26 protein-coding genes and 1 pseudogene are annotated in these 25,769 nt (G+C 70.7%); 14 read left to right on the forward strand and 13 right to left on the reverse strand.

Annotated features, from left to right (window positions below; all coding sequences use genetic code 11):
• Window positions 1-48: 48 nt before the first annotated feature.
• Window positions 49-1,599, reverse strand: a complete 1,551-nt coding sequence (locus tag AB0I94_RS13745; RefSeq protein WP_363309890.1) for an alpha/beta hydrolase — start codon at window positions 1,597-1,599, stop codon at window positions 49-51.
• Between the two features lie 103 nt (window positions 1,600-1,702).
• Window positions 1,703-2,512, reverse strand: coding sequence for an AraC family transcriptional regulator (locus tag AB0I94_RS13750; protein WP_363309721.1), 810 nt, complete (start codon window positions 2,510-2,512; stop codon window positions 1,703-1,705).
• 119 nt (window positions 2,513-2,631) lie between these two features.
• Here AB0I94_RS13750 and AB0I94_RS13755 point away from each other — a divergent pair, with 119 nt between their 5' ends.
• The 3 genes from AB0I94_RS13755 (at window position 2,632) to AB0I94_RS13765 (ending at window position 5,519) form a co-directional block, all read left to right on the forward strand.
• Complete coding sequence (locus AB0I94_RS13755; RefSeq protein WP_363309722.1) at window positions 2,632-3,003, forward strand: cupin domain-containing protein; 372 nt, start codon at window positions 2,632-2,634, stop codon at window positions 3,001-3,003.
• A gap of 168 nt (window positions 3,004-3,171) precedes the next feature.
• Window positions 3,172-4,440, forward strand: a complete 1,269-nt coding sequence (locus AB0I94_RS13760; RefSeq protein WP_363309723.1) for an aminotransferase class I/II-fold pyridoxal phosphate-dependent enzyme — start codon at window positions 3,172-3,174, stop codon at window positions 4,438-4,440.
• A 137-nt stretch (window positions 4,441-4,577) separates the two neighbouring features.
• The gene (locus AB0I94_RS13765) at window positions 4,578-5,519 is read left to right on the forward strand and encodes a hypothetical protein (protein WP_363309724.1); all 942 of its coding nucleotides are present in this window, start codon (window positions 4,578-4,580) and stop codon (window positions 5,517-5,519) included.
• 49 nt (window positions 5,520-5,568) lie between these two features.
• Here AB0I94_RS13765 and AB0I94_RS13770 read toward each other — a convergent pair whose 3' ends face one another.
• The 3 genes from AB0I94_RS13770 to AB0I94_RS13780 all read right to left on the reverse strand — a co-directional run bounded on the left by AB0I94_RS13770 (window position 5,569) and on the right by AB0I94_RS13780 (window position 7,552).
• Complete coding sequence (locus AB0I94_RS13770) at window positions 5,569-6,150, reverse strand: GNAT family N-acetyltransferase (protein ID WP_363309725.1); 582 nt, start codon at window positions 6,148-6,150, stop codon at window positions 5,569-5,571.
• Between the two features lie 75 nt (window positions 6,151-6,225).
• Entirely contained in the window at window positions 6,226-6,639 is a 414-nt protein-coding gene (locus AB0I94_RS13775; RefSeq protein ID WP_363309726.1) for a cupin domain-containing protein, read from the reverse strand.
• A 343-nt stretch (window positions 6,640-6,982) separates the two neighbouring features.
• Window positions 6,983-7,552 carry a helix-turn-helix domain-containing protein gene (locus tag AB0I94_RS13780; protein ID WP_363309727.1) on the reverse strand — a complete coding sequence of 190 codons (570 nt, stop codon included), beginning with the start codon at window positions 7,550-7,552 and terminating at the stop codon, window positions 6,983-6,985.
• Window positions 7,553-7,639: 87 nt separating this feature from the next.
• On the opposite strand from AB0I94_RS13780, the gene AB0I94_RS13785 reads away from it, so the two are divergent.
• Window positions 7,640-8,533 (forward strand): NADP-dependent oxidoreductase, encoded by an 894-nt coding sequence (locus tag AB0I94_RS13785; protein ID WP_363309728.1) that lies wholly within the window; start codon window positions 7,640-7,642, stop codon window positions 8,531-8,533.
• An 83-nt stretch (window positions 8,534-8,616) separates the two neighbouring features.
• On the opposite strand, the gene AB0I94_RS13790 is transcribed toward AB0I94_RS13785, so the two are convergent.
• The 5 genes from AB0I94_RS13790 to AB0I94_RS13810 all read right to left on the reverse strand — a co-directional run bounded on the left by AB0I94_RS13790 (window position 8,617) and on the right by AB0I94_RS13810 (window position 12,391).
• Window positions 8,617-9,066, reverse strand: a complete 450-nt coding sequence (locus AB0I94_RS13790; RefSeq protein ID WP_363309729.1) for an STAS domain-containing protein — start codon at window positions 9,064-9,066, stop codon at window positions 8,617-8,619.
• An 87-nt stretch (window positions 9,067-9,153) separates the two neighbouring features.
• Window positions 9,154-9,411 carry a hypothetical protein gene (locus AB0I94_RS13795; RefSeq protein WP_363309730.1) on the reverse strand — a complete coding sequence of 86 codons (258 nt, stop codon included), beginning with the start codon at window positions 9,409-9,411 and terminating at the stop codon, window positions 9,154-9,156.
• Window positions 9,412-9,550: 139 nt separating this feature from the next.
• Window positions 9,551-10,180 carry a hypothetical protein gene (locus AB0I94_RS13800; protein WP_363309732.1) on the reverse strand — a complete coding sequence of 210 codons (630 nt, stop codon included), beginning with the start codon at window positions 10,178-10,180 and terminating at the stop codon, window positions 9,551-9,553.
• 7 nt (window positions 10,181-10,187) lie between these two features.
• On the reverse strand, window positions 10,188-11,324 hold the full coding sequence (locus tag AB0I94_RS13805) for a hypothetical protein (protein ID WP_363309733.1): 1,137 nt from the start codon (window positions 11,322-11,324) through the stop codon (window positions 10,188-10,190).
• On the reverse strand, window positions 11,324-12,391 hold the full coding sequence (locus tag AB0I94_RS13810) for a hypothetical protein (RefSeq protein ID WP_363309735.1): 1,068 nt from the start codon (window positions 12,389-12,391) through the stop codon (window positions 11,324-11,326). Before AB0I94_RS13810 ends, AB0I94_RS13805 begins: the two co-directional genes overlap by 1 nt.
• Before the next feature lie 462 nt (window positions 12,392-12,853).
• On the opposite strand from AB0I94_RS13810, the gene AB0I94_RS13815 reads away from it, so the two are divergent.
• Together AB0I94_RS13815 and AB0I94_RS13820 are read left to right on the forward strand one after the other, a co-directional pair.
• On the forward strand, window positions 12,854-13,375 hold the full coding sequence (locus AB0I94_RS13815; RefSeq protein ID WP_363309737.1) for an N-acetyltransferase: 522 nt from the start codon (window positions 12,854-12,856) through the stop codon (window positions 13,373-13,375).
• A gap of 64 nt (window positions 13,376-13,439) precedes the next feature.
• Window positions 13,440-13,652 (forward strand): annotated as a pseudogene (locus tag AB0I94_RS13820) (GNAT family N-acetyltransferase); the annotation flags it as partial.
• A gap of 31 nt (window positions 13,653-13,683) precedes the next feature.
• Here the strand turns inward: AB0I94_RS13820 and AB0I94_RS13825 are convergent.
• The gene (locus AB0I94_RS13825) at window positions 13,684-14,622 is read right to left on the reverse strand and encodes an oxidoreductase (protein WP_363309738.1); all 939 of its coding nucleotides are present in this window, start codon (window positions 14,620-14,622) and stop codon (window positions 13,684-13,686) included.
• A 74-nt stretch (window positions 14,623-14,696) separates the two neighbouring features.
• Between AB0I94_RS13825 and AB0I94_RS13830 the strand changes: the two genes are divergently transcribed.
• Window positions 14,697-15,317 (forward strand): TetR family transcriptional regulator, encoded by a 621-nt coding sequence (locus AB0I94_RS13830; RefSeq protein WP_363309891.1) that lies wholly within the window; start codon window positions 14,697-14,699, stop codon window positions 15,315-15,317.
• A gap of 67 nt (window positions 15,318-15,384) precedes the next feature.
• Entirely contained in the window at window positions 15,385-16,089 is a 705-nt protein-coding gene (locus tag AB0I94_RS13835) for a ribonuclease H (protein ID WP_363309739.1), read from the forward strand.
• 29 nt (window positions 16,090-16,118) lie between these two features.
• On the opposite strand, the gene AB0I94_RS13840 is transcribed toward AB0I94_RS13835, so the two are convergent.
• Both AB0I94_RS13840 and bla read right to left on the reverse strand, forming a co-directional pair.
• Entirely contained in the window at window positions 16,119-17,771 is a 1,653-nt protein-coding gene (locus AB0I94_RS13840) for a penicillin-binding transpeptidase domain-containing protein (RefSeq protein ID WP_363309740.1), read from the reverse strand.
• Between the two features lie 243 nt (window positions 17,772-18,014).
• On the reverse strand, window positions 18,015-19,016 hold the full coding sequence (gene bla, locus AB0I94_RS13845; protein ID WP_363309741.1) for a class A beta-lactamase: 1,002 nt from the start codon (window positions 19,014-19,016) through the stop codon (window positions 18,015-18,017).
• A 167-nt stretch (window positions 19,017-19,183) separates the two neighbouring features.
• On the opposite strand from bla, the gene AB0I94_RS13850 reads away from it, so the two are divergent.
• From AB0I94_RS13850 to AB0I94_RS13875, 6 genes are all read left to right on the forward strand, one after another.
• The gene (locus AB0I94_RS13850) at window positions 19,184-20,107 is read left to right on the forward strand and encodes a LysR family transcriptional regulator (protein WP_363309742.1); all 924 of its coding nucleotides are present in this window, start codon (window positions 19,184-19,186) and stop codon (window positions 20,105-20,107) included.
• 61 nt (window positions 20,108-20,168) lie between these two features.
• Window positions 20,169-21,071: a serine hydrolase gene (locus tag AB0I94_RS13855; RefSeq protein WP_363309892.1), complete on the forward strand. Its 903-nt coding sequence runs from the start codon at window positions 20,169-20,171 to the stop codon at window positions 21,069-21,071.
• Between the two features lie 89 nt (window positions 21,072-21,160).
• Entirely contained in the window at window positions 21,161-22,171 is a 1,011-nt protein-coding gene (locus AB0I94_RS13860) for a LacI family DNA-binding transcriptional regulator (RefSeq protein ID WP_363309743.1), read from the forward strand.
• 229 nt (window positions 22,172-22,400) lie between these two features.
• Complete coding sequence (locus AB0I94_RS13865; RefSeq protein ID WP_363309893.1) at window positions 22,401-23,858, forward strand: extracellular solute-binding protein; 1,458 nt, start codon at window positions 22,401-22,403, stop codon at window positions 23,856-23,858.
• Window positions 23,858-24,814, forward strand: a complete 957-nt coding sequence (locus AB0I94_RS13870) for a sugar ABC transporter permease (protein WP_363309744.1) — start codon at window positions 23,858-23,860, stop codon at window positions 24,812-24,814. Before AB0I94_RS13865 ends, AB0I94_RS13870 begins: the two co-directional genes overlap by 1 nt.
• An 18-nt stretch (window positions 24,815-24,832) precedes the next feature.
• Window positions 24,833-25,708 (forward strand): carbohydrate ABC transporter permease, encoded by an 876-nt coding sequence (locus AB0I94_RS13875; RefSeq protein WP_363309745.1) that lies wholly within the window; start codon window positions 24,833-24,835, stop codon window positions 25,706-25,708.
• Window positions 25,709-25,769 lie beyond the last annotated feature (61 nt).

A 25,769-nucleotide genomic window follows, 5' to 3' on the forward strand; every position in this document is an offset into this window, starting at 1 on the left:
GGGCACAGCCGCTCTCGCCTCCCTCACCTCCTCCACCCTTCGGGCGCCTTACCGCCGGGCGCAGGTGATGTCGTGCGCGGGCAGGACCCCGGTGCGCAGGTAGTCGTTGACCGCGCGGTCGGCGCAGGGGACGGGGCGAAGTCCTTCAAGACCGCGGCCATAGACGCCGTGGGAGCGAATGTCCGCGGTGATCAGGCGCGAGCCGGTCAGCTTGCGGTGCAGGGCGAGGGCCCCGTCGTAGGGGACGTTGTTGTCGCGACGGGCCTGGAGCATCAGTACGGGCACGTCGTTGGCGATGGTTGTGCCCGGTTCGCGCGGCTCGGTGGGCCAGAACGCACACGGGGCGATCATGCCGTTGACGTAGGGGCCGAAGACGGGCTGGGTGCTGCGGCTGCGCTCGCTGTTCCGCCAGTACGTCTCCGGGTCCTTGGGCCAGCCGCCCGCAGGCCAGCCGCCGTCGCCGCACATGAAGAGCGCCCCGCCCACCATGCTGTCCGCCAGGTCGGGCGAAGCGAGCAGCTCCAGCATCGCGGCGAGTTCGGGGCCCGGTTCGACCGCCTTGCCCGCCGCGGCGTCGACCAGGTCCCGCACGATCGCGGCCAGCGCCGGATCGTTCTCCGTGTGCTGAATGGGCTGCTTCAACAGCAGCCGCAGGACGGGGGCGTCGAGGCGTTGCCCGTCGATGCTGACCGGCCGGCGTTCGGCCTGGGCGAGGAGCCGCTCGACGCGCGTCCGCACGTGCGAGGCCGTGCGGCCCAGCCGGTACGTGTCGTGGTGGCGTGCGGTCCAGTCGGCCCATTCGTCCAGCGCTTCCTCGGCCGGTTCGCCGGAGCTCTGGAACAGTTCGTACTGGGGGGCGGCCGGGTCGGTCGAGGAGTCGATCACCATGCGGCCGGTGCGGCGGGGGAACAGCTGGGTGTACACCGCGCCCAGGTCGGCGCCGTACGAGATGCCGTAGTACGAGAGCTTCCGTTCGCCGAGGGCGGCCCTGATCACGTCCATGTCCCGGGCCACGTTCCGGGAGGACGCGTGCGGCAGTAGCGCCGCGTTGTCGCCGTGCTCCCGGCAGCGCCGCGCCGTGTCCCGCGCGTTCCGCACCGACGCGTCGAAGTCCGTACGGGGTGTTGTCGAGGGCCCCGGCGGGGTCGGCGGCTCGGCCGGTGCGCAGGTGATCGGGGAACTCTCGCCGAGGAACCGCGGGTCGAACCCGATCAGGTCGTAGCCGTCCGCCACCCCTTTCAACGCGGGCCGCAACGCAAGGGTGTTGGCGAGCCCGGTGCCGCCGGGGCCACCCGGATTCGACAGCAGGATGCCGCGACGCTGAGCCGAGGCCTTGGCCTTGATGCGCGAGACCGCGATCTGCAGGGTGCGACCGCCGGGAGCGGAGTAGTCGAGGGGAACGCTCACCTTCGCGCACCGCGCCCCCGCGGCGTTCAGCTCCACCTGCGTCTTCGAGCACGGCCCCCAGCTCAGCCGCTGCTGCTCGTAGGCCGGGATGGGGCGAGTGACAGGGGAAGGGGCCGCCGTCGAAGGCACCGCTCCGGCGAGCAGTCCGCCCAGGCCGAGACCGGCCGCGAGTGAGGGGAAGAGGCCGCGCATCATGCTCCTTGGTGTCAACTGGCTCAAGAGGAAGAGACGGAGCCGACGCTAGGAGCACGGAGGGTGACAGAACATCAGGTCACCTGGCCGATGCCTGCGGGGGTTAGCCCCCGCCCCGGCCGTAGCGTCCGGGCGTTGTGCCCACGTGGCGTGTGAAGTGCCTGTTCAGGTGGGCTTGGTCGTGGAAGCCCACGGTGGTCGCGACCTCGGCGGGACGATGGCCGCCGAGCAGGAGGCGGCGGGCCCGGTCGATGCGCCTGCCGACGAGGTAGGCGTGCGGCGGCAGGCCGTAGGTCTGCTTGAAGCAGCGGATCAAGTGGGTGGGATGCGCGTGCAGGGTGGTGGCGGCCTCGTCCAGCGAGAGGCCCGCGGATATCCGGGAGTCCAGCAGTTCACGTGTGCGCGCCGCCAGACGGCTCGCTTCGCGGCCCGGCGCGCGGGGCTGGAGGGCGTCAAGGTGACCGCGGAGCCGCTCACTGATGAAGGAGAGACGCGACTCCGCCTCGAACTCGTCTCCCGGGCGGCCGAGTGAGGCGTGTAGATGGTGGATGCGGTGTCGCAGCAAGGCGTCGTCGATGACCGGTCCGTCCACCGCGCCACCGATCAACCGCCGGGGGAGCACGGAGTCTTCGAGGTAGAGGACGCGTTTGCGGAAGCCCGACGCGGTCACCGTCCGCCCGTCATGGGGCACGCCGGGAGGCAGCAGGAGGACGTTCGCGGAGCCGGTCGCGTCGTGGCGGCGGCGGTCGAGCGCGAAGTCGACCGCCCCGTCGTCAAGAATCATCAGGTCCCACGTGTCGTGGGTGTGGGCCGGATAGGCGTGGTCGGTGAAGTGCGCGTGGAAGACCTCCGCGATCCCCGGCACCGGCGGCCGCCAGGCCCGGATGGACGTGCGAGGGAGATCTGCGTTCATGCCAGGAACGTACAAGACCGCCAAAGACCGTTCCCGGCAACCTCATGGCAGCAGCCGGACTGCGGCGGGACCCCACGGACCCCGGGGCTCCGACGGCCGGCCCTGAGAGAGGAACCCGCATGCCCCAGAAGCCCGCCCCCGTCAGCATCACCGAAAAGCTCGCGGAGTTCAGCGAGCTGTGGTCACAGAAGACCGTGGCAGTCCTGAACGACTACGAGGTCAAGCTGGCCAAGTTGCACGGAGAGTTCGTCTGGCATCGCCACGAGGACACCGACGAGCTGTTTCTGGTCCTCAACGGGCGGTTGACCATTCAACTCAGGGACGGAGACGTGGAGGTGGGACCCGGCGAATTGTTCGTGGTGCCCCGCGGCGTCGAACACCGCCCCGTGGCGGACGTGGAAACCGCCATCCTGCTCTTCGAGCCCGCGGGGACGATGAACACCGGTGACGCCGGAGGACCGATGACCAAGGCAACCGAGTTCGTCCACTGACGGACCTCTCGTCTTGTGGGCGTGCGGGGCACCGGAAAGTGACGCGCGCCACCTGCTGGGACACGGGGAGCCCATCGCTTTGTATCCTCGGCGGGCAGTGCCGATGCCCCCGGCGCAAGCTCGCGCAGCTCACAGGCTCGGGCAGCGCCGACAACGTAAGGACACACCATGACCACCGAGCTGAGCCCCGACGCCACGACCGGGCTCCTTGAGCGGGCCCGCCAGGACTACCAGGACCTCGCAGGTCGCGGACTCTCGCTCGACCTCACGCGCGGCAAGCCGGCGCCGGAGCAGCTCGACCTCTCCGAGGACCTGCTGAGCCTGCCGGGCGGGCGGCACACTTCCGCCGACGGCACGGACGTACGCAATTACGGCGGTCTGCAGGGTCTGGTGGAGCTCCGGGAGATCTTCGCGGACGTCCTCCAGGTGCCGGCCGGCCAGCTCCTCGCGCTCGGCAACTCCAGCCTTGAGCTGATGCACGACTGCCTGGTGCACGCGCTGCTGAGTGTGGTGCCGGGTGCCGAGTCGCGCTGGGTGGACCAGGAGCGGATCGCCTTCCTGTGTCCGACTCCGGGCTACGACCGGCATTTCGCCCTCTGCGAGCGGTTCGGGATCGACATGATTCCCGTGCCGATGACCGCCGAGGGCCCGGACATGGACGTCGTGGAGCGGCTCGTCGCCGAGGACCCGTCGGTCAAGGGCATCTGGTGCGTCCCGAAGTACAGCAACCCCGACGGCGCCTGCTACAGCGACGACACCGTCGCCCGCCTCGCCACGATGCGGGCCGCCGCGCCCGATTTCCGGATCTTCTGGGACAACGCGTACGCCGCCCATCACCTCACCGCGGAGCCCGTCGAGATCGCCGACCTGCTCGCGGCCTGCGCGGACGCGGGGAACGCGGACCGTGCCTTCGTCTTCGGCTCCACCTCGAAGATCACCGCCGCGGGTGCGGGTGTCGCCTTCTTCGGCTCGTCGCCCGCGAACCTGAAGTGGCTGCTCGCCAACAACGCCAAGCGGTCGATCGGCCCGGACAAGATCAACCAGCTGCGGCACGTCATGTTCCTGCGTGACGCCGACGGGGTGCGCGCCCACATGGAGCGCCAGCGCGCCCTGCTCCAGCCGAAGTTCGAGGCCGTGGCCCGGATCCTGGAGGCGGAGCTCGGCTCCACGGGCCTCGCCCGCTGGACCGACCCCAAGGGGGGCTACTTCGTCACGCTCGAAGTGCCCGACGGCTGCGCCAAGGAGGTCGTACGCCGTGCCGCCGAAGCGGGCATCGTGCTGACCCCGGCCGGCGCCACCCACCCGTACGGCGACGACCCGCGCGACGCGACCATCCGCATCGCGCCGAGCTACCCGAGCCTCGTTGAGCTCGAGCAGGCCATCGAGGGGCTCGCCGTGTGCGTACGGCTCGTCGGGTACGAGCAGCAGGCCGCCTGACTCCTCCAGTCAGCCGGCCCCCAGGCCGCCCAGCTCCCGGGTCGGCCGACCCCGAGGCCGCGGCCCTGGTGACACCCGTCCGGTTCCGGCCAGTAAACTGCGCGCGCTCACAAGCGTCGCAGGAGGCGAGGGGAACCGTGGCACACGGGGGATATCAGGGCTGGGGCCCGGGGGACGGCCGTCCGCAGGGCGGCGGCCCGAGTCCGTACGACCCACAAGGAGGCGGTGGTCCGAATCCGTACGGACCGCCGCAACCCGGGCCCTATCCGCCCCCGCAGCCGTATCCGTACCCGCTCCCGCCGCAGCCCGTCCGGCGGCGGCGTTCCGGGTGCGCGCTCTTCTTCGTCTCGCCGCTCATCCCGTTCATCCGCTCGGCCCGCCGCCGCGCCGAAGCGATCTTCAACCAGCCCGGCGCCGGCCGAGTAGCGGACTCGCTGGTGTCGAAGGTGCAGTTGGCGCGTGCGATCGCCGGTGCGGCCGCCGGCTTTGCCCTGATCTACGCCTACGGTGCGGAGGACGGCTGGAGCGGCGTCGCCAACGACGGCGTCGTGAGGCTGATCCTCGCCCCGCTGCTGCTGATCTTCACCGGGCCGCTGGTCGTCCTCGGCTTCATCCGCTACGCGCCCGCCGAGCGGCGGCGCGTGCTCCGCTCCCGGCTGCGTGCGCCGCTCAAGGCCGTGGCCTGGTACGTCGGCATCCTGGTCGGTGTCGGGCTCGTGCTGGCGGGCAGCACCCTGCTGCTCAAGCAGAACTACGGCACGCTCACGGATGGACTCGTGGCGCTCGCGCTGCTCATCGGACTCGTCTGGCTGCTGCCGTTCCTGCTCTTCGCCTCCGCGTACGCCGCCCGCTACGCCTTCAACACGTCCAACGTGCACGCCGCGCTCCCGGCCGCGCTCACCGTCGTACTCGTGTGGGAGCTGATGCTTTTCAGCGTCGCGCTCGACGGCGGACTGCCGCACGGGCCACCGGCCGTCCAGTGGTGCGCGGTCCTCGGCGGCCCCGTGACCGTGACCGCGGTGGCTCTGTGGGAACTGCGCCGCATGCGCACCCGCCACGGCGTTCGCATCCGCCACTGAGCATGATGCGGCGCACGCGCGGGCTCACCGAGCCGTCACCCGCGGGCGGCTAGCGGCCGGGCCGGGAGGCGGAGTCGGGCACGTCGAGAACCATCTCGCGCTCCACCTTCGAGGGATCGCCCTTCATCGGGACGGTCGCCCCGGACGGCACGAATCCGTACCGCCGGTAGAACCGCTCGGCCCGCGCGTTGTCCTCGTGGACGTACAGGCGCACCCGCGCCACGTCCGGCACCGACCACGCCCACTCGACCGCCGCCGTGAAGAGCGCGTCGATGACTCCGCTTCCGCGGTGCTCGGGGCGGACGAAGACGCCGAAGACGTGCGCCTGGCGCTGCTGAACGGCCTGGCCGAACGCGTCGTCGCTGCCCGCGTCCTCGATGAGGATGGCCACCGTGCCGTTCCAGGTCCCGTCTTCCGCCTCGGCCACGAACTGGCGCATCCGCGTCCCGCCGGCCGCCCTCATGGCCCGCTTCTGCCAGAAGGAGTCCGGTTCCGCGGCGGCCTGTTCATAGGTGTCGAGAAAGGCGATCGGAGCCGCCGGGTCCTTGAGCGCGAGGAGCCGCAGCTCCTTCGCCTTGACCCACTCATCGGCACGTATCGGACGGACGGTATCGCGGGAAACCTCGTTCATGCCGTAGCACCCTACGCGGGCGACACCGGCCCCGTGGTGCGGGCTGGCGGCCGCGTCATCGGCGTCCGTGCCCCGTCACCGATTGGAGTTGCGAGGGCCGGTGTACTGCGCGTCGGTGACAGGCTCCGCCCACTGGGTCTCGGGGGTGTCGTCGCCGGTGCTCTCCCACATGGCGATGTGTTCCATGAACCGGTCGGGGGCGGCGCCGTGCCAGTGCTCCTCATCGGGCGGGCAGCCGACCGTCTCACCGGGGTGGGCTTCGAGGACGGTGCCGTCGCGGGTGCCGATCAGGGCGATGCCGGAGACCACGTGCAGGCTCTGGCCCACGGCGTGGGAGTGCCAGTTGGTGCGGGCGCCGGGGGAGAAGCGGACGAGGTTCGCTCGCATCCTCGACGGTTCCTGACCGGCGACGATGACGTCCCACCAGACGTCTCCGGTGAACCATTCCGCCGGTGCCTTGCTGGTGGGCTGGGGCTTGATGAATTCCATGGGGTTTCCTGTCGATTCGATGTCGCGCAGCGGTGGTGGCCGCGAGGACGACCAGGCCGCGTCAGGCGGGCGGGGGGGCGGTCGGCTCGGGCGGACCCCGAGTTGCCGGGGCGTGCCACGTCTTCCAGAAAACCTCGTATTCACGCGCGCAGCGAGTTACGGATGAGGGGTGTACCGGCAGTACATCGCTCCCCGTAGAGCTCGCGTCGTACCGTCGTCACATGGACAACCGTGATGAGGTCCGCGAGTTCCTGACCTCGCGGCGGGGCAAGATCAGCCCGCAGCGGGCAGGGCTGCCCGCGGGCCCCCCGACGCGGTAGGTCGCCACCTCCCGGCCCTGAGGTCAGGCGACCTTCCAGGCCGCCTCGATCATCAGGAAGACCTCGTCCACCGCGGCTTGCGGGTCGTCCGCCTCGCGGGCCACCGAGTAGGCGTCGATCGCGAACCTGGCGATCGCCCGGCAGGCCGTCGTGGTCTGTGACAGGGCGGGATCCGCGGCGATGGCCGCTGCCAGCGACTCCGCGTGGCGCAGCCTCATCGACTCCTCGTACTTCCGCAGTGCGGGCGACTCCTCGATCATGCGCCAGACCGGGGCGGCGTCGTTCGCCGTGCAATGCCGCACCAGGGCCAGGATCTCGCGGCGCAGCGCGGGGATGAGCGGGTCGTGCGGCGGCCGGTCGGTGACCGCCCGCGTGAGGCGTTGCTCGAAGTCCTCGTCCTGCTCGAACACCAGGGCCTCTTTCGAGGCGAAGTGGGAGAAGAGCGTGGTGACGGCCACGTCGGCCTCGGCGGCCACGTCACGGATGCCCACCGCGTCGTACCCGCGTTCCAGGAAGAGCCCCAGGGCGGCGTCAGCGATCTTCTGGCGGGTCGCGGCCTTCTTGCGCTCGCGGCGTCCGGACGGCTCGGTCATGGACTGACGCTATCAAATACAAACCCGTAATCGTTCCGAATAGCTATCGGTTCTTAAAAGCTAACGGTTAGTGCTACGGTCCTCCGTATGAAGAGAGTGAGCTTCGCCGAGTTCGGCGGTCCCGATGTCCTGCAACTCCTGGACGCCGAGGAGCCCCATGCGGGCCCCGGCCAGATACGCGTCGCCGTGCGGGCGGCGGGGGTGAATCCCGTCGATTGGAGGGTTCGTGAAGGGCAGGTCCTGGGGGCCCATCCGACCCGGTTGCCCTCCGGGGTCGGGCTGGACGCCGCGGGAGTGGTGGACGAGATCGGAGAGGGCGTCAAGGGGGTCGAGGTCGGCGACCGCGTGTTCGGCGAAGGGGCGAGCACGTACGCCGAGTTCGCCGTGCTGTCGGCCTGGGCCCGGATGCCCGAGGGCCTGACGTTCGAAGAGGCGGCCGGGTATCCCTCGGTGGTGGAGACCGCGCTGCGCGTCATCCGCGAGGTCGGCGTGCGGCCCGGGCAGACGCTGCTGGTCAGCGGCGCGTCCGGGGGAGTCGGGTCGGCGGTCCTGCAGGTCGCACGCGAGCGCGGCATCGCGGTGATCGGCACGGCCGGGGCCGCGAACCAGGACTATCTGCGTGACCTGGGTGCGCGCGCCACGACGTACGGCGAGGGCTGGGTCGAGCGGGTGCGGCAGTTCGGCCGGGTCGACGCGGCTCTCGATCTCGCGGGCTCCGGCGTGATCCCCGAGCTCGTCGAGCTGACGGGGGACCCGCAGAGGGTGGTCTCCATCGCGGACCTGGGGGCGCCGGAGTTCGGTGTCCGATTCTCCGGCGTGGCCGGAAGCGTGCCGGAGGCGCTGGCCGAGGCCGCCGCTCTCATCGCGCGGGGAAAGCTGCACATCCCGGTCGAGAAGTCGTACACGCTCGCCGAGGCCGCCGCGGCGCACGTCGACAGCCGTGCGGGCCATACGCGGGGGCGCCGGGTCATCGTGGTCTGACCCGTGTTGGTGAGGGTCGCGGCTCGCGGCTCGCGGGGCATGGGTGACAGGCGACGTCACGAGTCACGGGAACGAGGCACGGGTCACGATTCACGGTCACGAGACACGGCAGTGTCGGTCGGCGCGCCGTCCGAGTGGGGCGAGGGCATGGGCGGCCACGTCGGACGGTGCGCGGGCGGCAGGGTCAGCAGGGCCTGGCCCACCGTGAGGTAGCGGGGGAAGATCTCCGTGCTGCCGGTCGCCGCCAGCAGTTCGGCGAGATGCCGGCCCGCCCCGGCCAGCAGAAGCTGCCCCTCACGGCGCCGCAGCAACCAGCGCACCCCGAGCAGACAGTTGAGCCCACGGGAATCGCAGAACACCAGCGCCGTCACATCGAGTACGAGATGCCGATGACCCGCCATGACGGAAGCACCGAGGGTGCGTAGAAAGTACTTCTCGCCGCTCTGGTCGAGTTCACCGCTCACGCGGAGCACGGCACACTCTTCGCACCGTGCGAGCTCTTGGATGATGAGGCGATGGGTCTGCATCGACATCGCGCCTCCCTGTGGTCGTCGAACGGAAGCCCGTGTGCGTGCCGGTGCACAATCTGCCCCGCTCCCGAGTCCCCCGTCGCTCCCTCCCTACGCCTGGCTGCTCGCCTCATTGGCCTGACGGACCGTGTCCCAGCAGAACGAGCACAGGTCGAGCACGCGATCGCCGATGGGGGAGTGGACGATGACGGCGCAGCTTGCCGGGCGGCCGCAGCCCAGGCAGGGATGGTGTTCGTCGCGGGCCCGGTGCAGCAGGGTTTCGCCGGGGGCACCGGGCGGCGCGGCGGCGAGCAAGGCCGGCTCGGCGGCGATCAGGTGGAGCAGGCCGGTGGCGGCCGCGGTGTTCATGGCCGCGCCGCCCGAGCGGACGTGATGCGCGAGGTGGTGCCGGGGGTGGCGCCTCGGGGCGTGGCCGTGGCGGGCGGTGGCCCTGCCGGGAGGCGTCGCGCGTAAGGGTCGCCGTGCCCGCGCGGCGACCTCTGCCCGCTCAGGCGAGATCCCCGAGCGTGACGCGATGGCCCGCGCGACGCCGTACGAAACCGCGTCGGCCCGCCAGGAGCGTGATGCCCGTCCATCCGGCGACGCCCATGCCCAAGGTGCCGAGCCGGCCGTCGGGGTCGACGTCGGACGCGGCCTCCAGCGGGACGACTCCTTCCGGATCGCTGATGACGTCGAGCCGGTCGCCCACCTCCCACTCCGGGTTGCTGCCGCTGTAGGTCAGGGGTTCGCCGAGCCTGCCCTCCGGACCGACGAGGGTGAAGCGGTGGTCGTTCGATCCACCGTCGGCGGCGCTGTCGGCCGTGATGCGGACGCTCTCGCGCACCCCGCGGACGTCGAGGGCGGCCTCGGGCGCGTACTGCACCGAGCCCACGAGGACGAAGACCGCCGGCAGGAAGGACACGAGCGCGAGCCACCACGCGTTGTGCAGGAGACACAGGAGCAACGCGAAGGTGAGGCAACCGATGAGTCCGGTGGAGATCGGGATCCAGTCCGTGCCCACCGCGAGATACGCGATACCGGTGTTGGCGGCCGCGATGGCCCACCCGACTCCCGTCACGACGAGGGTGAAGACGAAGTAGACCCCGTGGGACACGCTTTCGCCTCGCGGCTCCTTCATTTCCACGTCACTCATCAGGCAGCTCGATCCGAAGCGGTCCGCAGCCGACGCGGTCCGCCTCCGCGGCCACGTAGCGGGGCAGGAGCGTGCGGATGTCGGCGGCGCGCCGCGTGCCCTCGGCCCGGATGAGGAAAGTGACGTCACCGGTCGGACACCGGGCCTGGAAGAGGCCGAAGTCGTCCCGCAGGAAGCCGTTCCCCTGGGCGCCGCCCAGGGCCTTCACCTCGGGGCCGCCGTCGTACTGCAGGCCCGCGTAGAGCGCGGAGAGGCGCGGGTCCTCGACCGTCATGAGCCGCAGGCGCGGGTGCCCGAAGAGCACATCGCGGTCGCAGGTACGTACGGGGCCTTCGCCCACCGTGACCAGCGGTCGATGGTAGGCGTCGGTCTTGCGGCCACCCGGCATGTGCAGCCCCTTGATGCCGCAGACCGCGTCGGGCTTCTCGTTCTTGAAGCGTGCGGGCGCGGGCAGTCGGTCGGCGGGGTCCGTCACCTTGCCCTCGCACCCCTGCTCGGCCAGATAGCCGTTGACGAGTCGGACCACCGCCCTGGTGAGACGGGCGCGTTCACCCGGGTCGACCGCGTTGTCGTAGGTGGTCCAGCCCGTTTCCAGGTCGGCCACGAGCGGTCCCTTGCGGTCGGGCGCCCGGCCGACGCAGCCTTCCGGAACCGCGAGCCACGCGCGCGTGTCCGATGCCATGCCCAGCAGTCCGCCGCCCAGCGGAGTCATCCGCGCGGACAGGTACTCGTCGGCCCACTTGTCACGTGAACCGCCGAACCGAGTGTCCAGCTCGTGGACCTGGGCCGTGATCCGCCGACCGCGCGGCGACTTCAGGCGGCACACGCCGGACGGACCTTCGGAGTAGATGTGGTCCGAGGTGATGGGCACGTCCGACGCCTCGATGTCCCGCTTGCCGCCGAACAGATCCGCCACGTCGTCCTCGCTCAACGCGCCCCAGCACGCCGACTCCCGCTCGAAAGGGCCGGCCTGCGCGTGCCAGGCCGTCCCCGCCCCGCCGAGCAGCGCCCCGGCGACGGCGGCGGCGACGGCGGGCCGCAGCCGCCCGCGCGTGAGCCGCCGCCAGTGCCACCAGGGGCGAGGCGGCTCCGGAACCGTGGCAGCAGTCGTCTCGTCGGTCTCGGTCATCAGCGCTGTCCCCCGGTTCCCGCGGACGCGGCCGGTGCGACAGGCGCGCACCCCAGTCGCTGAGACACCGCGTCGGTGAATGCGGCGAAGAGGCCGCCCTTGGCCTTGTGCTCCGGTGCGCCCAGCATCATGAACGTCGTCGGACGCCCCGCGCACCGGGCCCGTACGACCTGATGGTCCGCCGCCAGGACGCCCCTGCCCCGCCAGCCACGCGCGGGCGCCTTGTCGCCCGTCACGTCCTTGAGGAGAGCGTCGATCCGGGGGTGCGCGACCATGAGGGCGTCGAGGAAGTCCGCGCCGCCTCGGCCGACCTGTACCGAGCAGGACTGCAGGTCGTCGGTGACCGCGCCGACCTGGTAGGAGGTTTCCCGCTCCGCCTCCTTGCCCAGATCGAGGTCAAGTCCCCTGATGCGGCACGCCGGGTCGGAGTAGAAGGTCTCCCTCTTCTCCGGCAGCGTGAGCACGGGAGAAGTGACGCGCAGGGCCTTCGACGGGGCACAACCTGCCTTCTCCATGCCCTTGTTGGCGACCGCCACCAGGAGTTCGGCCACCGTGCGCGAACCGCCGAGGTCGGGGAAGCGCGTCAGTGTCCCGTCCGGCTCCGACCGCGCGTCGAGGGTGACCGCGGTGGGGCGGCCGTCGCGGGTGTCGCACCGCTTCGGCAGCACGAGCAGGCCGCGAGAGCCGCCGACGGCGCCGGGCAACCCGTCGGGCAGCGGCATCGCGCCGTCGCCGAGGTAGTCGTTGAGCCACGTCAGACGGGCCCCCGCGTCCTTCGGCGCCCTGCCGTACGTCACTGTCACGGTGGTGCCCTGGACGCTCTCGTCGCCGTCGGAGCGGACGTCGCTCGACTGCACGGTCAGGGTGCACGAGCCCGACGGCTTCCCGGGCGACGGTGGCGCTCCCTTGGACGTACGGCTGCGGGCGTCGTCGCCCGAGAAACCCGCGTCGCCCAGGATGAGCGGCCCGCTGTCCTGTTCCCAACTGCCCCAGCAGTAGCGGTCCTTGGTGGCCAGGGGCCCCTGGAAGGCCCAGGTCCCCAGCCCCGCCGCCAGAACGACCGCCACCACGCCCGACGTCACACCGCGGCGCCGAGTGCTTATCAGCCACCGACCACCTGCGCGTACGCGGCCGAACCACCCTGCCCGACTGTCCCCCGTCAACGCTGCTGCCTCTTCTCCGCCTCACCCGATGTGGCCGTTGATCGTAACCAGCCGGACCGCTGCCCACGGCCACAGGGTGCGGATCTCTGATCGGCCCGCCCTGCCGTGTGTCTGCCGCGCGCCTGCGTGTGCGCACGGGCCCGGAAGCGACGCTGAATGATAAGATCGTCGGTGTTCGTGTGATCCGTATCGAGGATGTCGGGAGGTGGGGTTGATGACCGTGCTCAAGGCCACTGCCATGCGCACCGCCCGGACCACCCTCACGTCCCGGGTCGCGGCCTGACCTCAGCCGGATGCGCCTCGCTGGGAGCGTGAGCTCGCGGGGCACCACCACACGAACCCACAGGAAACGGATCTCTGTCCATCATGAGCAACACCGTGAGCAACACCTGGATCACGCGCGCCGAGACCAGCGCTGACGTCCCCGCCGTTCGCGCCGTCGTCGTCGCCGCGTTCGACACCCCGGCGGAAGCCGACCTCGTCGACGCACTGCGTGCCGACCCCGCGTGGATCGACGGCCTGTCCGTCGTCACCACCGACCGGGACGGCAAGGTCGTCGGCCACGCGCTGCTGACCCGCTGCCACATCGGGGACACCCCGGCGCTGTGCCTGGCCCCCGTGGCCGTGCTTCCCGAGCATCAGAAGACCGGAGCGGGTGCCGCGGCGATCCGTGCCGCGCTCGCCATGGCCAAGGACAAGGGCGAGCACTTCGTCACCGTCCTCGGGCACCCGGCGTACTACCCGCGATTCGGCTTCGCCCGTGCCTCGACGTACGGCATCGGCATCAGCATCGACGTCCCGGACGAGGCCATGATGGCCCTCGCCCTCGACGCCGGACACCAGCTGCCCAGCGGCACGGTGCGCTACGCCGCGCCGTTCGGCATCTAGTCGACCCCGCCGTGCCGGGACCGTCCGCGGCCCCGGCACGGCTCCCGAAGTCCGTCGCGGACCCATCGGTGTGCCGCGCCGGGCCCGGGGCCACGGCCTGGGCAGCTGCCTCCTGCGGCATGCCTTCGGCCATTGTGCGGCGGTGGGGCGCGACCGGATCGGCCCCGGCGTGGACACCGACAACAGCAACGGCGCGCTCGCCCTGTACGAGCACCACGGCATGACCCTCGACTTCGCCCTCCACGCCTGGGAGTCGACCCGCCCCGTCGCCCGCTGACAGGTCGCCCTCGAAGGGGGCGGCCGCCCCTCTAGACAGCTGCCGGGAACGTGAACCGCACGTCGGTCAATTGCTCCGACAGCTCCCACAGGCGCCGCCCGGTCTCCTCGTCCGCCGCCACGGGGGCCAGCCGCACCCGGGTCGGCGCGCCGCGCAGCTCGGCCAGGCCGCCCGGGCCGATGAACTGGCCGCTCTCCACCTCCGGGTCGGTCGCCGCGTACAGCTGGGGCAGGGCGCCGTCGGCCGGGCGCTGGGCGAACAGCGGGTTGCCGATGCGGCCGAGCACCACCCGCCACAGGCCGGTCGGCGTGCCCATCTGGAGGTTGGTGGCGGTGTAGCCGGGGTGGGCGAGCACGCTGCGCACAGGGCTGCGGGATTCGGTCAGGCGGCGGTGGAGTTCCTTGCCGAAGACGGCGTTGGCGAGCTTCGACTGGTTGTAGTGCCCCATGGGCTTGTAGTCGCGCTCGCCGTTCAGGTCGTCGAAGCGGATGCGCGCCTGCCGGTGGTTGATCGAACTCACCGTCACCACGCGGGGGTCGCTCCCGGCGGCCAGCAGGTCGAGCAGCAGGCCGGTGAGCGCGAAGTGGCCGAGGTGATTGCAGGCGAACTGCAACTCGTGGCCCTGCTTGCTGAGCGTACGAGGCGGCGCCATCACGCCCGCGTTGTTGACGAGTACGTCCACGTGTGGACGGTCGGCGCGCAGCCGATCGGCGAAGCCGCGGACCGAGTCGAGGTCGGCCAGGTCGAGGCGGCGTACCTCCAGGCTCGCGGCCGGGTGCGCCGCGGTGATCTCCGCGACCGCCCGGCGGCCCTTGGCCTCGTCGCGCACCGCGAGGATCACGTGCCCGCCCCGCCGGGCGAGCGCCCGGGTGGTCGCCAGACCGAGGCCGCTGTTGGCCCCGGTGACGACGAACACCCGCTTGGTCTGGTCGGGAATCTGCTCGGCTGTCCAGCGCTGTTGCTGCGTCATGCGGCACAGATTGCCGTGTGTGGCACTCAGTGTCAAGGGAGATTCTGAGTGCCATGGAAGGCATGGCGTGTACCATGGGCCCGGTGAGCTCCCGCCCCGAAGTGACCATGGCCGAGCGCAAACGGCAGCTCGTCTCGAACGAGTTGACCGAAGCGGCGCTGCAACTCCTTGCCCGGAAGGGGTTCGACGCGGTCACCATCGACGAGATCGTGACCACCGCGGGCGTCTCCCGGCGGACGTTCTTCCGGTACTTCGCGTCCAAGGAGGACGTGGTCGTCCAGTTCCTGGCCGACATGGGCGTCGGCATCCACGCGGAGCTCGCGGCCCGCCCCGCCGATGAGCGGCCTTCGGTGGCGCTGCGGCACGCGGTGTGGATTCCCCTGGCCGCCTGCGGCGATCACTCCGAGCGGGTGCTGCCCGTGGTGCGGCTGATTCTGCGTACGCCGGCGCTGCGCGCACGGTTCCTGGAGCACCAGGCGCAGTGGGGCGACGACCTGACGGGGGAGGTGGCGCGACGGATGGGGCGTGACGCGGGCGTGGACCTGTATCCGCGGCTGGCCGCGGGGATGGCGCTGTCCGCCTTCGACGCCGTGCTGCAACGGTGGAGCGACAGCGACGGCGCCGAGGACCCGGCCGAGCTGACCGAACGCGCCTTCGCCGTCATCGCCCCGGCCCTGGACTCCTCCGAGGCCTAGGGTCCTGGCGTCCGGTGCCGGAGGGGCGGTGGCGTTCGGACCCCTCGGGGGCTGGCATCATCGAGGGATGTCTGACTTGATCATCGCCGCCTGTGACGGAGCCGCGAAGAAGAACCCCGGGCCCGCGGCCTGGGCCTGGGTGGTCGCCGATGCCGACGAGCGCCCGCAGCGGTGGGAGGCGGGGCCGCTCGGCGACACGACCAACAACGTGGCCGAACTGACCGCGCTGGCCGAGCTGTTGGAGTCCACGGACCCGGCCCTCCCGCTGGAGGTCCGCATGGACAGCCAGTACGCGATGAACGCGGTCACCAAGTGGATCGCGTCCTGGAAGCGCAACGGCTGGCTGACCGCGGCGAAGAAGCCGGTCGCCAACAAGGACCTCGTCGTGCGCATCGACGCGCTCCTGCAGGGGCGGGCAGTCACCTTCCGGCACGTCGCGGCCCACCAGGCGGACGGTGACCACCTCAACGCGATCGCCGATGTCGCGGCCAGCGACGCCGCGACGACGCAGCAGCCCGCCGGAACGGTCCACGGGGCGCTCACGATCCCCGAGCCGCGGCCCGAGCGCATGACGGCCTCGCCCGCCGCCCGGCCGCGCAAGAGCTCCACCGCGGGCAAGAGCTCCACCGCGAAGGCGGGCAAGGGGAGTTCGGGCGCGGTCATCAAGGCCAAGTTCCCCGGCCGCTGCCACTGCCAGAAGCCCTACGCCGCCGGTGAGAAGATCGCGAAGAACGCGCACGGCTGGGGCCACGTGGAGTGCCGGGACTCCTGAACCCACGGTGGCTACAGGGGGCCGGCCCGTCAGGAGGGATCGTCGGGCACGGCGTCGAGGAGGCTGCGGACGACGGGCCCGGCCGACGCGCCGCCGGTGACGCCCTTCTCGACGACGCAGGCCACGGCGACATTGCCGCGGTACGCGACGAACCAGCCGTTGTTGGGGACGTCGTCGGAGACCTCGGCCGTACCCGTCTTCGCCCCCACGTCGCCGGGCAGGTCGGCCAGGACCGAGGCCGTGCCGTCGGTGACCGTGGTGCGCATCAGCTCACGTAGCTGCGTGACCACTTCGCGGGGCAGCGGAGAGGTGGTGGTCGTGTCTTCGGAATCGCCGGTCAGGCTGGGCTGGTGGAAGGTGCCGGACACCGCCGTCGCGGTGACGGACGCCATGATCAGCGGGTTGGCCTGCACCCTGCCCTGCCCGATCATCGAGGCGGCCTTCTCGGTCTGGTCACGCGGGGTCGGGACCGATCCGTCGTACGAGGGAATGCCCACGCCCCACTTCTGACCGACACCGAAGTACTTTCCCGCGACATCGCCCAGTTCCTGGTCACCGACCTTGTCGCGCAGGCTGATGAAGGCGGTGTTGCACGAGGTGGTGAAGTCCTTGCGGAAGGTGGCGCCGCGGTGTTCGGAGGTCTCGACGTTCTGGAACCGCTTCCCGACGGTGAGGTACTTGGGGCAGTCCACGACGTCGTCGGGCGCGACCGCGTCCTTGAGCAGCAGCGCGCTGGTGGTGACGATCTTCCAGGTGGAACCGGGCGCGTAGGTGCCCGATACGGCGCGATTGAACCCGGAGGACGGTGAGTTGGCGACGGCCAGGATCTCCCCGTCGTCGATCCGCAGGGCGACGAGAGCGGCGTCCTTGCCGTCGGCCTCGGCGGCGAGTGCCTTCTCGGCGGCGGACTGCCAAGTGGCGTCGAGGGTGGTGGCCACGGGCCGGTCGGCAGGGCGGCCGGACTTCTTGCCGAAGGACGCCTCCGTGCCCTTGACCTTCCCGGTGGCCCGGTCGACGAGCCGCACCGCGCCGCGCGGCCCCGAGCCGCCACCGCCGGCGATCTGGGGGAGGAGCGGGCCGAGGGAGGGGTGCTTCCTGCTCGACAACGCGTTCCCGTCCCGGTCGGTGATCCCGGGCCCGGCGGTGTCCTCCCGCTCCAGACGGAACTTCTCCGTACCGCTCAGCTTCGGATGCACGAGGGACAGCGCCCACTCCACCTTCCAGGCGCCGTCGTCCTGCTTGCGCAGGGGCAGGGCGGAGGCGTAGGTCCAGGTGCCGAGGCCGGTGACGGGCATCTTCGCGGTGAAGGACACGGTCACGGTGCCGTCCTCGCCCGTCTTGGCCGCGCCCGGAGTCAGGTCCGGCTCACTGATGTCGAGCCCGGCGGTGAAGCTGTTCAGGACGCGCTCCGCCTGCTCGGGACGCAAGGTCAGCGCCGCCGCCCGCGACATGCGGCCCGCCTCCCAGTCGGCAAGGAACGCGCGCGCCTGCCTCGTCGCCTCCGCGTCGGGTTTCGCGGGCCCGGGGTCGAAGGGGCCCAGCTCCGCCGCGTAACCGATGCCCGCGGCCAGCGCGAGCGTCAGCCCCGCCACGAGCACCACGCGGGTGGCCTTCCTGGCGGGTCCGCGGCGGGGGCCGGCGGGTCTGCGGCCGGGGCCGGTCAGGGGTGCGACATCCGTCATCGGGGGCTCCTTGTCATGGCTTCCCGCTGCGGGCAGCGGAGCGTTCGGGAAGGGGGCGGCGCGGGGCGGCGGGTGGCAGGGACCGCCGCGCCCGGCCGGTTCGGTGCTCGGACGCAGGGGCGCTCGTCAGTGGCGTACGCCTGGGACGTACGACTGGTCCGTACGGCTGGTACGTCTGCGGCGTACGCCCCGGGAAGAGGGCGAGGCGTGCCTGGGGCCGACAGGGCGAGGCATCGCCCCTCGCTACGACAGCGAGTCGACGGCCACGGAGGCCGCTTCCGCGATCAGCTTGTCGGAGGGCTCGGCGTCCTTCTTGGCGCGGTTCGACAAGATCGCCATGACGATGGGGGCACCGTCGGGGGGCCACACCACGGCGATGTCGTTGCGGGCGCCGTAGTAGCTGCCGGTTCCGGTCTTGTCGCCCACCACCCAGTTCTCGGGCACGCCGGCCTTGATGGTGTTGTCGCCGGTGGTGTTGGTCTTCAGCCACTTGGTGAGCTGCGCGCGTTCGCCCTTGTGCAGGAAGTCCCCGAGCACGAACGTCCGCAGGTCCTTCGCCAGCGCCCGCGGTGTGGAGGTGTCCCGCCTCTCGCCCGGCACCCATGTGCTCAACTCGGGCTCGATGCGGTCCATTTGGGTCACGTGGTCGCCCGTCTCCTCCAGTACGGCGTCCAGCCCCTCGGGGCCGCCGAGTTGTTCGAAGAGGAGGTTGGCCGCGGTGTTGTCGCTGTAGCGGACGGCGGCGTCACACAGTGCGCCCAGGGTCATCCCGGTCTCGACGTGCTTCTCGGTCACGGGGGAGTTGGCGACCAGATCGTCCTTGGAGTACGTGATCTTCCGATCGAGGCCGCTCAGGGAGTACTTGCGCAGCACCGCTCCGGCCGCCAGTGCCTTGAACGTGGAGTTGAAGGCGAAGCGCTCCCCGGCGTTGTGGGCCACCTCGCGTCCGGTGCCGGTGTCGACGGCGTAGACGCCCAGCCGCGCGTCGAACTTGCGCTCAAGCGCCTTGAAATCGCGGGCGACCGGCTTCGTCGCCCCCGCGGGTTCGGTGGTTCCCGCCGGCTTCGTGGTCGCCGTGGACGGTGACGACGACGCCGTGGACTCACCGTCCGCGCAGGCCACGAGCGGTACGACGAGGAGCGTGGCGAGCGCTCCGAGAACGGACCGACGGGCGCGGGAGCGCCGCGGGCGGGTCAGGGTGTGCAGACGGGCTCGGGTGTGCAGACGGGCTGGGGTGTGCTGCATGGGCCAAAACCTCCGGGCGCCCGGGACAGGGCGCGTAGGGGACGGGGCGGCACGGCTCCGTCCCGGTACGTGGTCGTGAGTGCCGGAGCCAGCCTCGCCGCCGGGTACGTATGCGGTCCAATACGCTCATGCGTGGTTCCATGCTGATCTGGCATAGGATCCGGGGCGTGGATCTGGTCGGAGCGTGTCGCGCGTTCGTCAGCGTCAGCGAGTACGGCAGCTTCACCGACGGAGCCGCCGCGGCGCGGATGTCCCAGTCGGTGGCCAGCCGTCGCGTCGCCGCGCTGGAGGAACGCTTCGGCGAGCCGCTGTTCGAGCGCACGTCACGGCGCGCCGTCCTCACCCCCTTCGGGCGGGACATGCTGCCCACGGCCCGCCAGCTGGTGCAGGCGGCGGACGTGCTCCTCGACGAGGCCGAAGCCGTCAAGCGCAAACCCTGGCGGCTCGCGGTGCCCGGCATCTGCTCCACGGTCGGCCTCGCCCGCCTCGTCGCCGAGGCGCGCGGTCACGGTGTCACGCTCGACCTGCGGGTGGCGGCGCCGACACAGCGCAGGGAGCTCCTGCACGCACAGCAGGTGCGCGCCGCGCTGCTCGCGGTGCCCGCGGACGAGGCGACGTGGTCCGTGCCGCTGGGCCTCGCCGGCGCCAAGGACCTGGGCGTGCGGCGCTTCTACCTGGAGACGCTGCGGGTCGGCCGTGCCTCTCCCGGCCCGGCCCGGCGTGTCTGGATCCAGCCGGAGGACGACGTGCCGCACATCCGCGATCCCCTGACGCGCTTGCGCGACGCGCTCGGCCTGCGGCCCGCACAGCTCGTCGCCGCGGCCGACCTGACGAGCGCCGCGGCCGAAGTCCTCTGCTCCGGCGACCTGTTGCTGTGCTCCCTCGCGCAGGCCGAGGAACTCGCCCTGACCTGGCGGCCCCTCGGCGAGGTCACGCTAGGCCGGGGGTTCGCCCTGGCCGCCGCGGCGGACGGCAACCCGCAGCACATCGAAGCGCGCCTGGGTGACGCCATCGCCCGCTGCCTCGGCGCGGGCGCACAGGGCCTCGGCGGGGGCGCACAGGCCGGGACCCTGGCGGGATCGGCGCAATGACCCGGGGCATGGGCCTCGGTACGGAGGTGGGGGTGGCATGAACGGTTATCTGCGTGGTGGCGTGAGCACCGAGGCCTTGCTGCGTGAACTGCGCCAGCAGTTGCGCGACGGCGGCCTGCACGGATGTCTGCTCGTGCGGGACCTGCACACGGGAGACGAGCTGGGCATCGAGCCGGACACCCACCTGCCCTCGGCCTCCCTGGTCAAGGTCCCGCTCGCGCTCGCGACGCTGGAGCGGATCCGGCGGGGCGAGCTCGACGGGGCGACGGTCCTTGAGGTGCAGCCGGGGCGGGTCACCACGCCCGGCCCCACCGGGCTGAGCCGGTTCCGCCACCCCGCCCGGATCGCGATCGACGACCTGCTCTACCTGAGCACCTGCCTGAGCGACGGCATGGCCGCCGACGCACTGTTCGAGCTCACCCCGCCTTCCCAGGTCAACGCCATGCTGCACGAGTTCGGCATCCGCGGCATCGCTGTCCGCAACAGCGTGGACGAGCTGTCCGACACCCCCGTGGAACGCTTCGACGCCGACCAGGTCCACCTCGCCCACGCCCTCGCCATCGACGCGGGCACCAGCGGCCGTGGCCACCGGGTGCCGCAGCTCGACACGACCCGGGCCAACACGGGCAGCGCCCGCACCTTCGTCGATCTGCTGCAGGCCCTGTGGACGCCGTCGAAGATCCACCCGGATGTGGCCCAGCGGCTGCGCGACCTCATGGCCCACAACGTGCTGCGGCACCGGCTCACCCCGGATTTCAGCTCCGACGCCAGCACCTGGTCCTCCAAGACCGGCAGTCTCCTCAACCTGCGCCACGAGATCGGCGTCGTCGAACACTCCGACGGCCAGACCTTCGCGGTCGCCGCCCTGACCGAGTCCCTCGTCCCGGCCGGCGCGCAGCCCGGCGCCGACGCGCTCATGGCACAGGTCGCGCGCAGCCTGCGTGACCACCTCCGGCAGTTCTAGGGACTCCCTCAACTCCCGTGCGTGGTCCGTGAGGAACGGATTCAGCAAGCACGCAAACACGACGCAAGAATTGCAGTATTCTTGCGTGTATGACACGACGACTTGCTCAGGTGGCGCGGAAGGTCGGGGTCAGCGAGGCCACGGTCAGCCGGGTGCTCAACAACAAGCCGGGGGTCTCCGATGCGACCCGGCAATCCGTGCTCTCGGCCCTCGACGTCCTGGGGTACGAGCGTCCCACGCAACTGCGCGGCGAGCGGGCCCGGCTCGTGGGTCTGGTGCTGCCCGAGCTGCAGAACCCGATCTTCCCGGCGTTCGCGGAAGTGATCGGCGGGGCGCTCGCCCAGCAGGGACTGACTCCCGTGCTGTGCACCCAGACCAAGGGCGGGGTCTCCGAGGCGGACTACGTCGAGCTGCTGCTGCAACAGCAGGTGTCCGGCGTCGTGTTCGCCGGTGGGCTGTACGCGCAGGCGGACGCGCCGCACGAGCACTACAAGCGGCTCGCGGCGCGCAAGATCCCCGTGGTCCTGGTGAACGCGGCGATCGAGCGGCTCGGATTTCCCGCGGTCTCCTGTGACGACGCGGTCGCGATCGAGCAGGCCTGGCGGCATCTGTCCACGCTCGGCCACCGCCGGATCGGCCTGGTGCTCGGCCCCGCCGACCACATGCCCTCGCAGCGCAAGCTCGCCGCCGCCCGCGCGATCGCCGAGCAGGCCGGCGGAGAACTGCCCGAGCGGCACGTCTCGCGGGGGATGTTCTCGATCGAGGGTGGTCAGGCCGCCGCCACACGTCTGCTGGACGAGGGAGTCACCGGCATCGTCTGCGCGAGCGACCCCCTCGCGCTCGGCGCGGTGCGCGCCGCACGCCGCCGGGGACTCGGCGTCCCGCAGGACGTCTCGGTGGTCGGATACGACGACTCCGCGTTCATGACCTGCACCGATCCTCCGCTGACCACGGTGCGTCAGCCGATCGAGGCGATGGGCCGCGCCGCGGTCGAACTGCTCACGCTGCAGATCGCCGAGAGCGCGGTGCCCACCGAGGAGTTGCTCTTCGAGCCGGAGCTGGTGGTGCGCGGCTCGACGGGACAGCCGCCGCGGGAGTAGGCGCTGGCCCGGCCTGGGGGTCACGAAGACCACCTGACGATCGTCTCTATCCTGTTGTCAATTTCTTCCAATCATCGCGCTAGATATTGCGCTGTTCTGTCGGCGGTGCTTGAGTAAGCGCCGCCACACAGTCCGCGCAGCTGTGGGCTTCCCTGCTCCTGCCATGCCGTCCCTGCCCGCACGGGCAGGCGGCGCTGTCCAAAGGGGTCCACCGATGAGCAGCTCCCGGATGCCACTTCGCCGTATCCGCCGCCGCACCACCCGCCGCACGACCGGCACCCTCCGTACGACCGGCACCCGCCGCACGGCCACGATCGCCGTCGCCTCCGCGCTGGCCCTCACCGCCCTAGCCGCCTGCGGCACCAGCAGCAGCAACGAAGGCGACTCCGACGGCGACAAAGGCGCCGACGCGGCCAACGCCGCCGCCCCGCTGGATCCGAAGACCAAGGTGACGCTCACCATCGACTGCATGCCGCCGGCCGCCGAGAAGGCCGAGCTCAAGCAGTGGAACGAGGACGTCAAGGCGTTCAACAAGAAGTACCCGAACGTCACCCTCAAGGGGAAGCAGACCGACCCCTGCCTGGAGCCTCCCCGCTTCACGGCGATGCTGAAGGCGAAGTCCCAACCCGACGTCTTCTACACCTACTTCACCGATCTGCAGCAGGTCCTGGACAACGACGGCGCCCAGGACATCAGCGCGTACGTCAATGACAAGTCCGTACCGGCGCTGGGGGACATGGACCCGAACGTCCTGGGCGTTCTGAAGAAGGACGGCAAGCTCTACGGCCTGCCCTACAGCAACTACACGATGGGCCTGCTCATCAACCGCAAGCTCTTCGAGAAGGCCGGGCTCGACCCCAACTCGCCCCCGGAGACCTGGGCCGAGGTCCGCACGGCCGCCAAGAAGATCGCCGCCCTGGGCGACGGCGTCGCCGGCTTCGGAGAGTACAGCGCGGGCAACAACGGCGGCTGGCACTTCACCGCCACCACCTACGGTCTCGGCGGTGACATCGTGACCGAGGACGGCACCAAGGCCGCCTTCAACAACGACACCGGCAGACAAATCGTCGACAACCTCAAGGCCATGCGCTGGGACGACAACAGCATGGGCAAGACCCAACTCCTCAAGTGGGGCGACCTGCAGAAGCAGATGGCCACCGACAAGCTCGGCATGTTCCTCGCCGCGCCCGACGACATCACGTACATGGTCCAGAACCTCGGCGCGAAGTACGACGACTTCGGGATGGGTCCGATACCCGGCCAGAAGGCCACGCTCTTCGGCGGCAACGACTACATGATCAAGAAGGGCAGCTCGCCCGACCAGATCAAGGCCGCGATCGCCTGGATCAACTTCAAGTTCCTCCAGCCCGGCAAGGGACAGTTCGACTGGGCCCGCACCAAGGCCGACGGACTGCCGGTGGGCCTGCCGCAGCCGAACTTCTGGACCGGTGACGCCAAGGCCAAGGACGACAAGGCCCGCAAGGAGAACGCGACGATGCCCGTCGAGAACTTCCAGGCGTTCACCGACAAGCCGGTCACGGGCAAAGCCGAGCCGCCCAAGGCCCAAGAGGTCTACAAGGTCCTCGACACGCTGATGTCGGCCGTCCTCACCAACAAGGACGCCGACGCGGACAAGCTGCTCAAGACCGCCGAACAGCAGGTCAACCAGGTACTGGCCAACCAGTGATGTCCGCTCCCACCCTGTCCGAGAACAAGGCCCGGCCGTCCCTCCAGGCGGACGGCCGGGCCCACGGCCCCGAACGCGCCGCGTTCCGCCGGGCGTTGAAGCGCAACCTCACCGCCCACGCCTTCCTGATCGGCGCTCTCCTGTGCTTCACGGTCTTCTCGTGGTACCCGATGGTCAGGGAGTTCATCCTGGCCTTCCAGAAGACCGAGAACGGCGAGACGGTCTGGGCCGGCTGGTCCAACCTCACCTACATCTTCAACGACCCGGCGTTCTGGCAGGCGTGGCGCAACACCCTCCTGTTCACCGGGCTCGCGCTGCTCCTCGGCTTCGCCGCGCCCTTCGCCATCGCCCTGGTCCTCAATGAATTCCGGCACGGGCGCGGCTACTTGAGGCTGCTCGTCTATCTGCCGGTGATGCTGCCGCCGGTGGCCTCGGTACTGCTCTTCAAGTATTTCTACGACCCCGGACACGGCCTCTTCAACCGCATCCTGGAAGCCGTGGGCCTCCCCGGCCAGGCCTGGCTGCAGGACACCGACACCGCGATGCTCTCCGTGGTCATCGCCGCCACCTGGATGAACATGGGCGGCGCGACCCTGATCTACCTGGCCGCGCTGCAGTCGATCCCCGGAGAGCTGTACGAGGCGGCCGAGCTGGACGGCGCCGGCGTCTTCCGCCGCATCTGGCACGTCACCATCCCGCAGACGCGGCTGATCCTCTCGCTGATGTTGCTCATGCAGATCATCGCCACGATGCAAGTGTTCGTGGAGCCGTTCCTGCTCACCGGAGGCGCAGGCCCCGAGGGCGCGACCCTGACCGTCGTCCACCTCATCTACCAGTACGCGTTCACCTTCAACAACTACGGCAGCGCGGCGGCGCTCGGCCTGGTCCTGCTCGTACTGCTCGCCGGTTTCTCGGCGGCGTACGCACGACTGAGCCGCGCCGGCAGCGAAGACTAGCCGGGGGAGAGCACGGACATGAGCACACGCACCCTGATCTCCCCGGCCCAACTGGCCCGCCCGCGCGGCAAGGTCCTGTACTGGACCGCCTTCACCGTGGTGACGGTCCTCTTCACCCTGATCTTCATCGGCCCGCTGTACTGGATGGTCACCAGCGGCCTCAAGTCCCCGCAGGAGTTCGCGCAGACGCCGCCCACTCTGGTCCCCGACGCCGTCCACCCACAGAACTACGCGGACGCCTGGGGCGTCATGGACCTGGCCAGACTCCTGTTCAACACCCTGTACTACGCCTTCGGCGCACTCGCCTTCCAGCTGATATTCGACGTGGCCGCCGCCTACTCGCTCTCCAAACTGCGGCCCCTGTTCGGCAAGGCGATCCTCGGGGCGATGCTGCTCACCCTGATGATCCCGGCCACCGTCCTGGTCGTACCGCAGTACCTGACCGTCCTGGACGTACCGGTCGTGGAGCGCAATCTCATCAACTCGCCCTGGGTGATCTGGCTTCCCTCGGTGACCAACGCCTTCAACATCTTCCTGCTCAAGCGGTTCTTCGACTCCATCCCGCGCGAGCTCCTGGACGCCGCCGCCATCGACGGCGCGTCGTCCATGCGCACCCTGCGCTCGGTGGTCCTGCCGCTGTCCCGGCCGATCCTCGGAGTCGTGTCGATCTTCGCGGTGGTCGCGGTCTGGAAGGACTTCCTCTGGCCGATGCTCACCCTGCCCGACCCCGGCAAGCAGACCATCAACGTCGGCATCTACTCCCTGGCCGCCAGCGTCTCCGAGAACTGGCTCCTGGCCGCTCTCGCGATCGCCTCGCTGCCGACCCTGATCATCTTCCTGATCTTCCAGCGCAACATCATGAGCGGCCTGACCGCCGGCGGCCTCAAGGGCTGACACCCGGGCCCACCCTCACGCACCCCACGTACCCCGCCACCGCTCCAAGCCGCGGCGCCGG

This window comes from Streptomyces sp. NPDC050147, assembly GCF_040660195.1.
Classification (GTDB): domain Bacteria; phylum Actinomycetota; class Actinomycetes; order Streptomycetales; family Streptomycetaceae; genus Streptomyces.

What these genes read in the sequence shown, in the direction of transcription:
- AB0I94_RS13870 (WP_363309744.1), top strand. Translation starts at nt 23,858, where the DNA reads ATGTCCGCTCCCACCCTGTCCGAGAACAAGGCCCGGCCGTCCCTCCAG.
- AB0I94_RS13795 (WP_363309730.1), bottom strand. Translation starts at nt 9,411, where the DNA reads ATGAACACCGCGGCCGCCACCGGCCTGCTCCACCTGATCGCCGCCGAG.
- AB0I94_RS13780 (WP_363309727.1), bottom strand. Translation starts at nt 7,552, where the DNA reads ATGACCGAGCCGTCCGGACGCCGCGAGCGCAAGAAGGCCGCGACCCGC.
- bla (WP_363309741.1), bottom strand. Translation starts at nt 19,016, where the DNA reads ATGCAGCACACCCCAGCCCGTCTGCACACCCGAGCCCGTCTGCACACC.
- AB0I94_RS13865 (WP_363309893.1), top strand. Translation starts at nt 22,401, where the DNA reads ATGCCACTTCGCCGTATCCGCCGCCGCACCACCCGCCGCACGACCGGC.
- AB0I94_RS13860 (WP_363309743.1), top strand. Translation starts at nt 21,161, where the DNA reads ATGACACGACGACTTGCTCAGGTGGCGCGGAAGGTCGGGGTCAGCGAG.
- AB0I94_RS13785 (WP_363309728.1), top strand. Translation starts at nt 7,640, where the DNA reads ATGAAGAGAGTGAGCTTCGCCGAGTTCGGCGGTCCCGATGTCCTGCAA.
- AB0I94_RS13805 (WP_363309733.1), bottom strand. Translation starts at nt 11,324, where the DNA reads ATGACCGAGACCGACGAGACGACTGCTGCCACGGTTCCGGAGCCGCCT.
- AB0I94_RS13760 (WP_363309723.1), top strand. Translation starts at nt 3,172, where the DNA reads ATGACCACCGAGCTGAGCCCCGACGCCACGACCGGGCTCCTTGAGCGG.
- AB0I94_RS13745 (WP_363309890.1), bottom strand. Translation starts at nt 1,599, where the DNA reads ATGCGCGGCCTCTTCCCCTCACTCGCGGCCGGTCTCGGCCTGGGCGGA.
- AB0I94_RS13800 (WP_363309732.1), bottom strand. Translation starts at nt 10,180, where the DNA reads ATGAAGGAGCCGCGAGGCGAAAGCGTGTCCCACGGGGTCTACTTCGTC.
- AB0I94_RS13790 (WP_363309729.1), bottom strand. Translation starts at nt 9,066, where the DNA reads ATGTCGATGCAGACCCATCGCCTCATCATCCAAGAGCTCGCACGGTGC.
- AB0I94_RS13750 (WP_363309721.1), bottom strand. Translation starts at nt 2,512, where the DNA reads ATGAACGCAGATCTCCCTCGCACGTCCATCCGGGCCTGGCGGCCGCCG.
- AB0I94_RS13770 (WP_363309725.1), bottom strand. Translation starts at nt 6,150, where the DNA reads ATGAACGAGGTTTCCCGCGATACCGTCCGTCCGATACGTGCCGATGAG.
- AB0I94_RS13875 (WP_363309745.1), top strand. Translation starts at nt 24,833, where the DNA reads ATGAGCACACGCACCCTGATCTCCCCGGCCCAACTGGCCCGCCCGCGC.
- AB0I94_RS13835 (WP_363309739.1), top strand. Translation starts at nt 15,385, where the DNA reads ATGTCTGACTTGATCATCGCCGCCTGTGACGGAGCCGCGAAGAAGAAC.
- AB0I94_RS13840 (WP_363309740.1), bottom strand. Translation starts at nt 17,771, where the DNA reads ATGACGGATGTCGCACCCCTGACCGGCCCCGGCCGCAGACCCGCCGGC.
- AB0I94_RS13815 (WP_363309737.1), top strand. Translation starts at nt 12,854, where the DNA reads ATGAGCAACACCGTGAGCAACACCTGGATCACGCGCGCCGAGACCAGC.
- AB0I94_RS13825 (WP_363309738.1), bottom strand. Translation starts at nt 14,622, where the DNA reads ATGACGCAGCAACAGCGCTGGACAGCCGAGCAGATTCCCGACCAGACC.
- AB0I94_RS13755 (WP_363309722.1), top strand. Translation starts at nt 2,632, where the DNA reads ATGCCCCAGAAGCCCGCCCCCGTCAGCATCACCGAAAAGCTCGCGGAG.
- AB0I94_RS13775 (WP_363309726.1), bottom strand. Translation starts at nt 6,639, where the DNA reads ATGGAATTCATCAAGCCCCAGCCCACCAGCAAGGCACCGGCGGAATGG.
- AB0I94_RS13830 (WP_363309891.1), top strand. Translation starts at nt 14,697, where the DNA reads ATGGGCCCGGTGAGCTCCCGCCCCGAAGTGACCATGGCCGAGCGCAAA.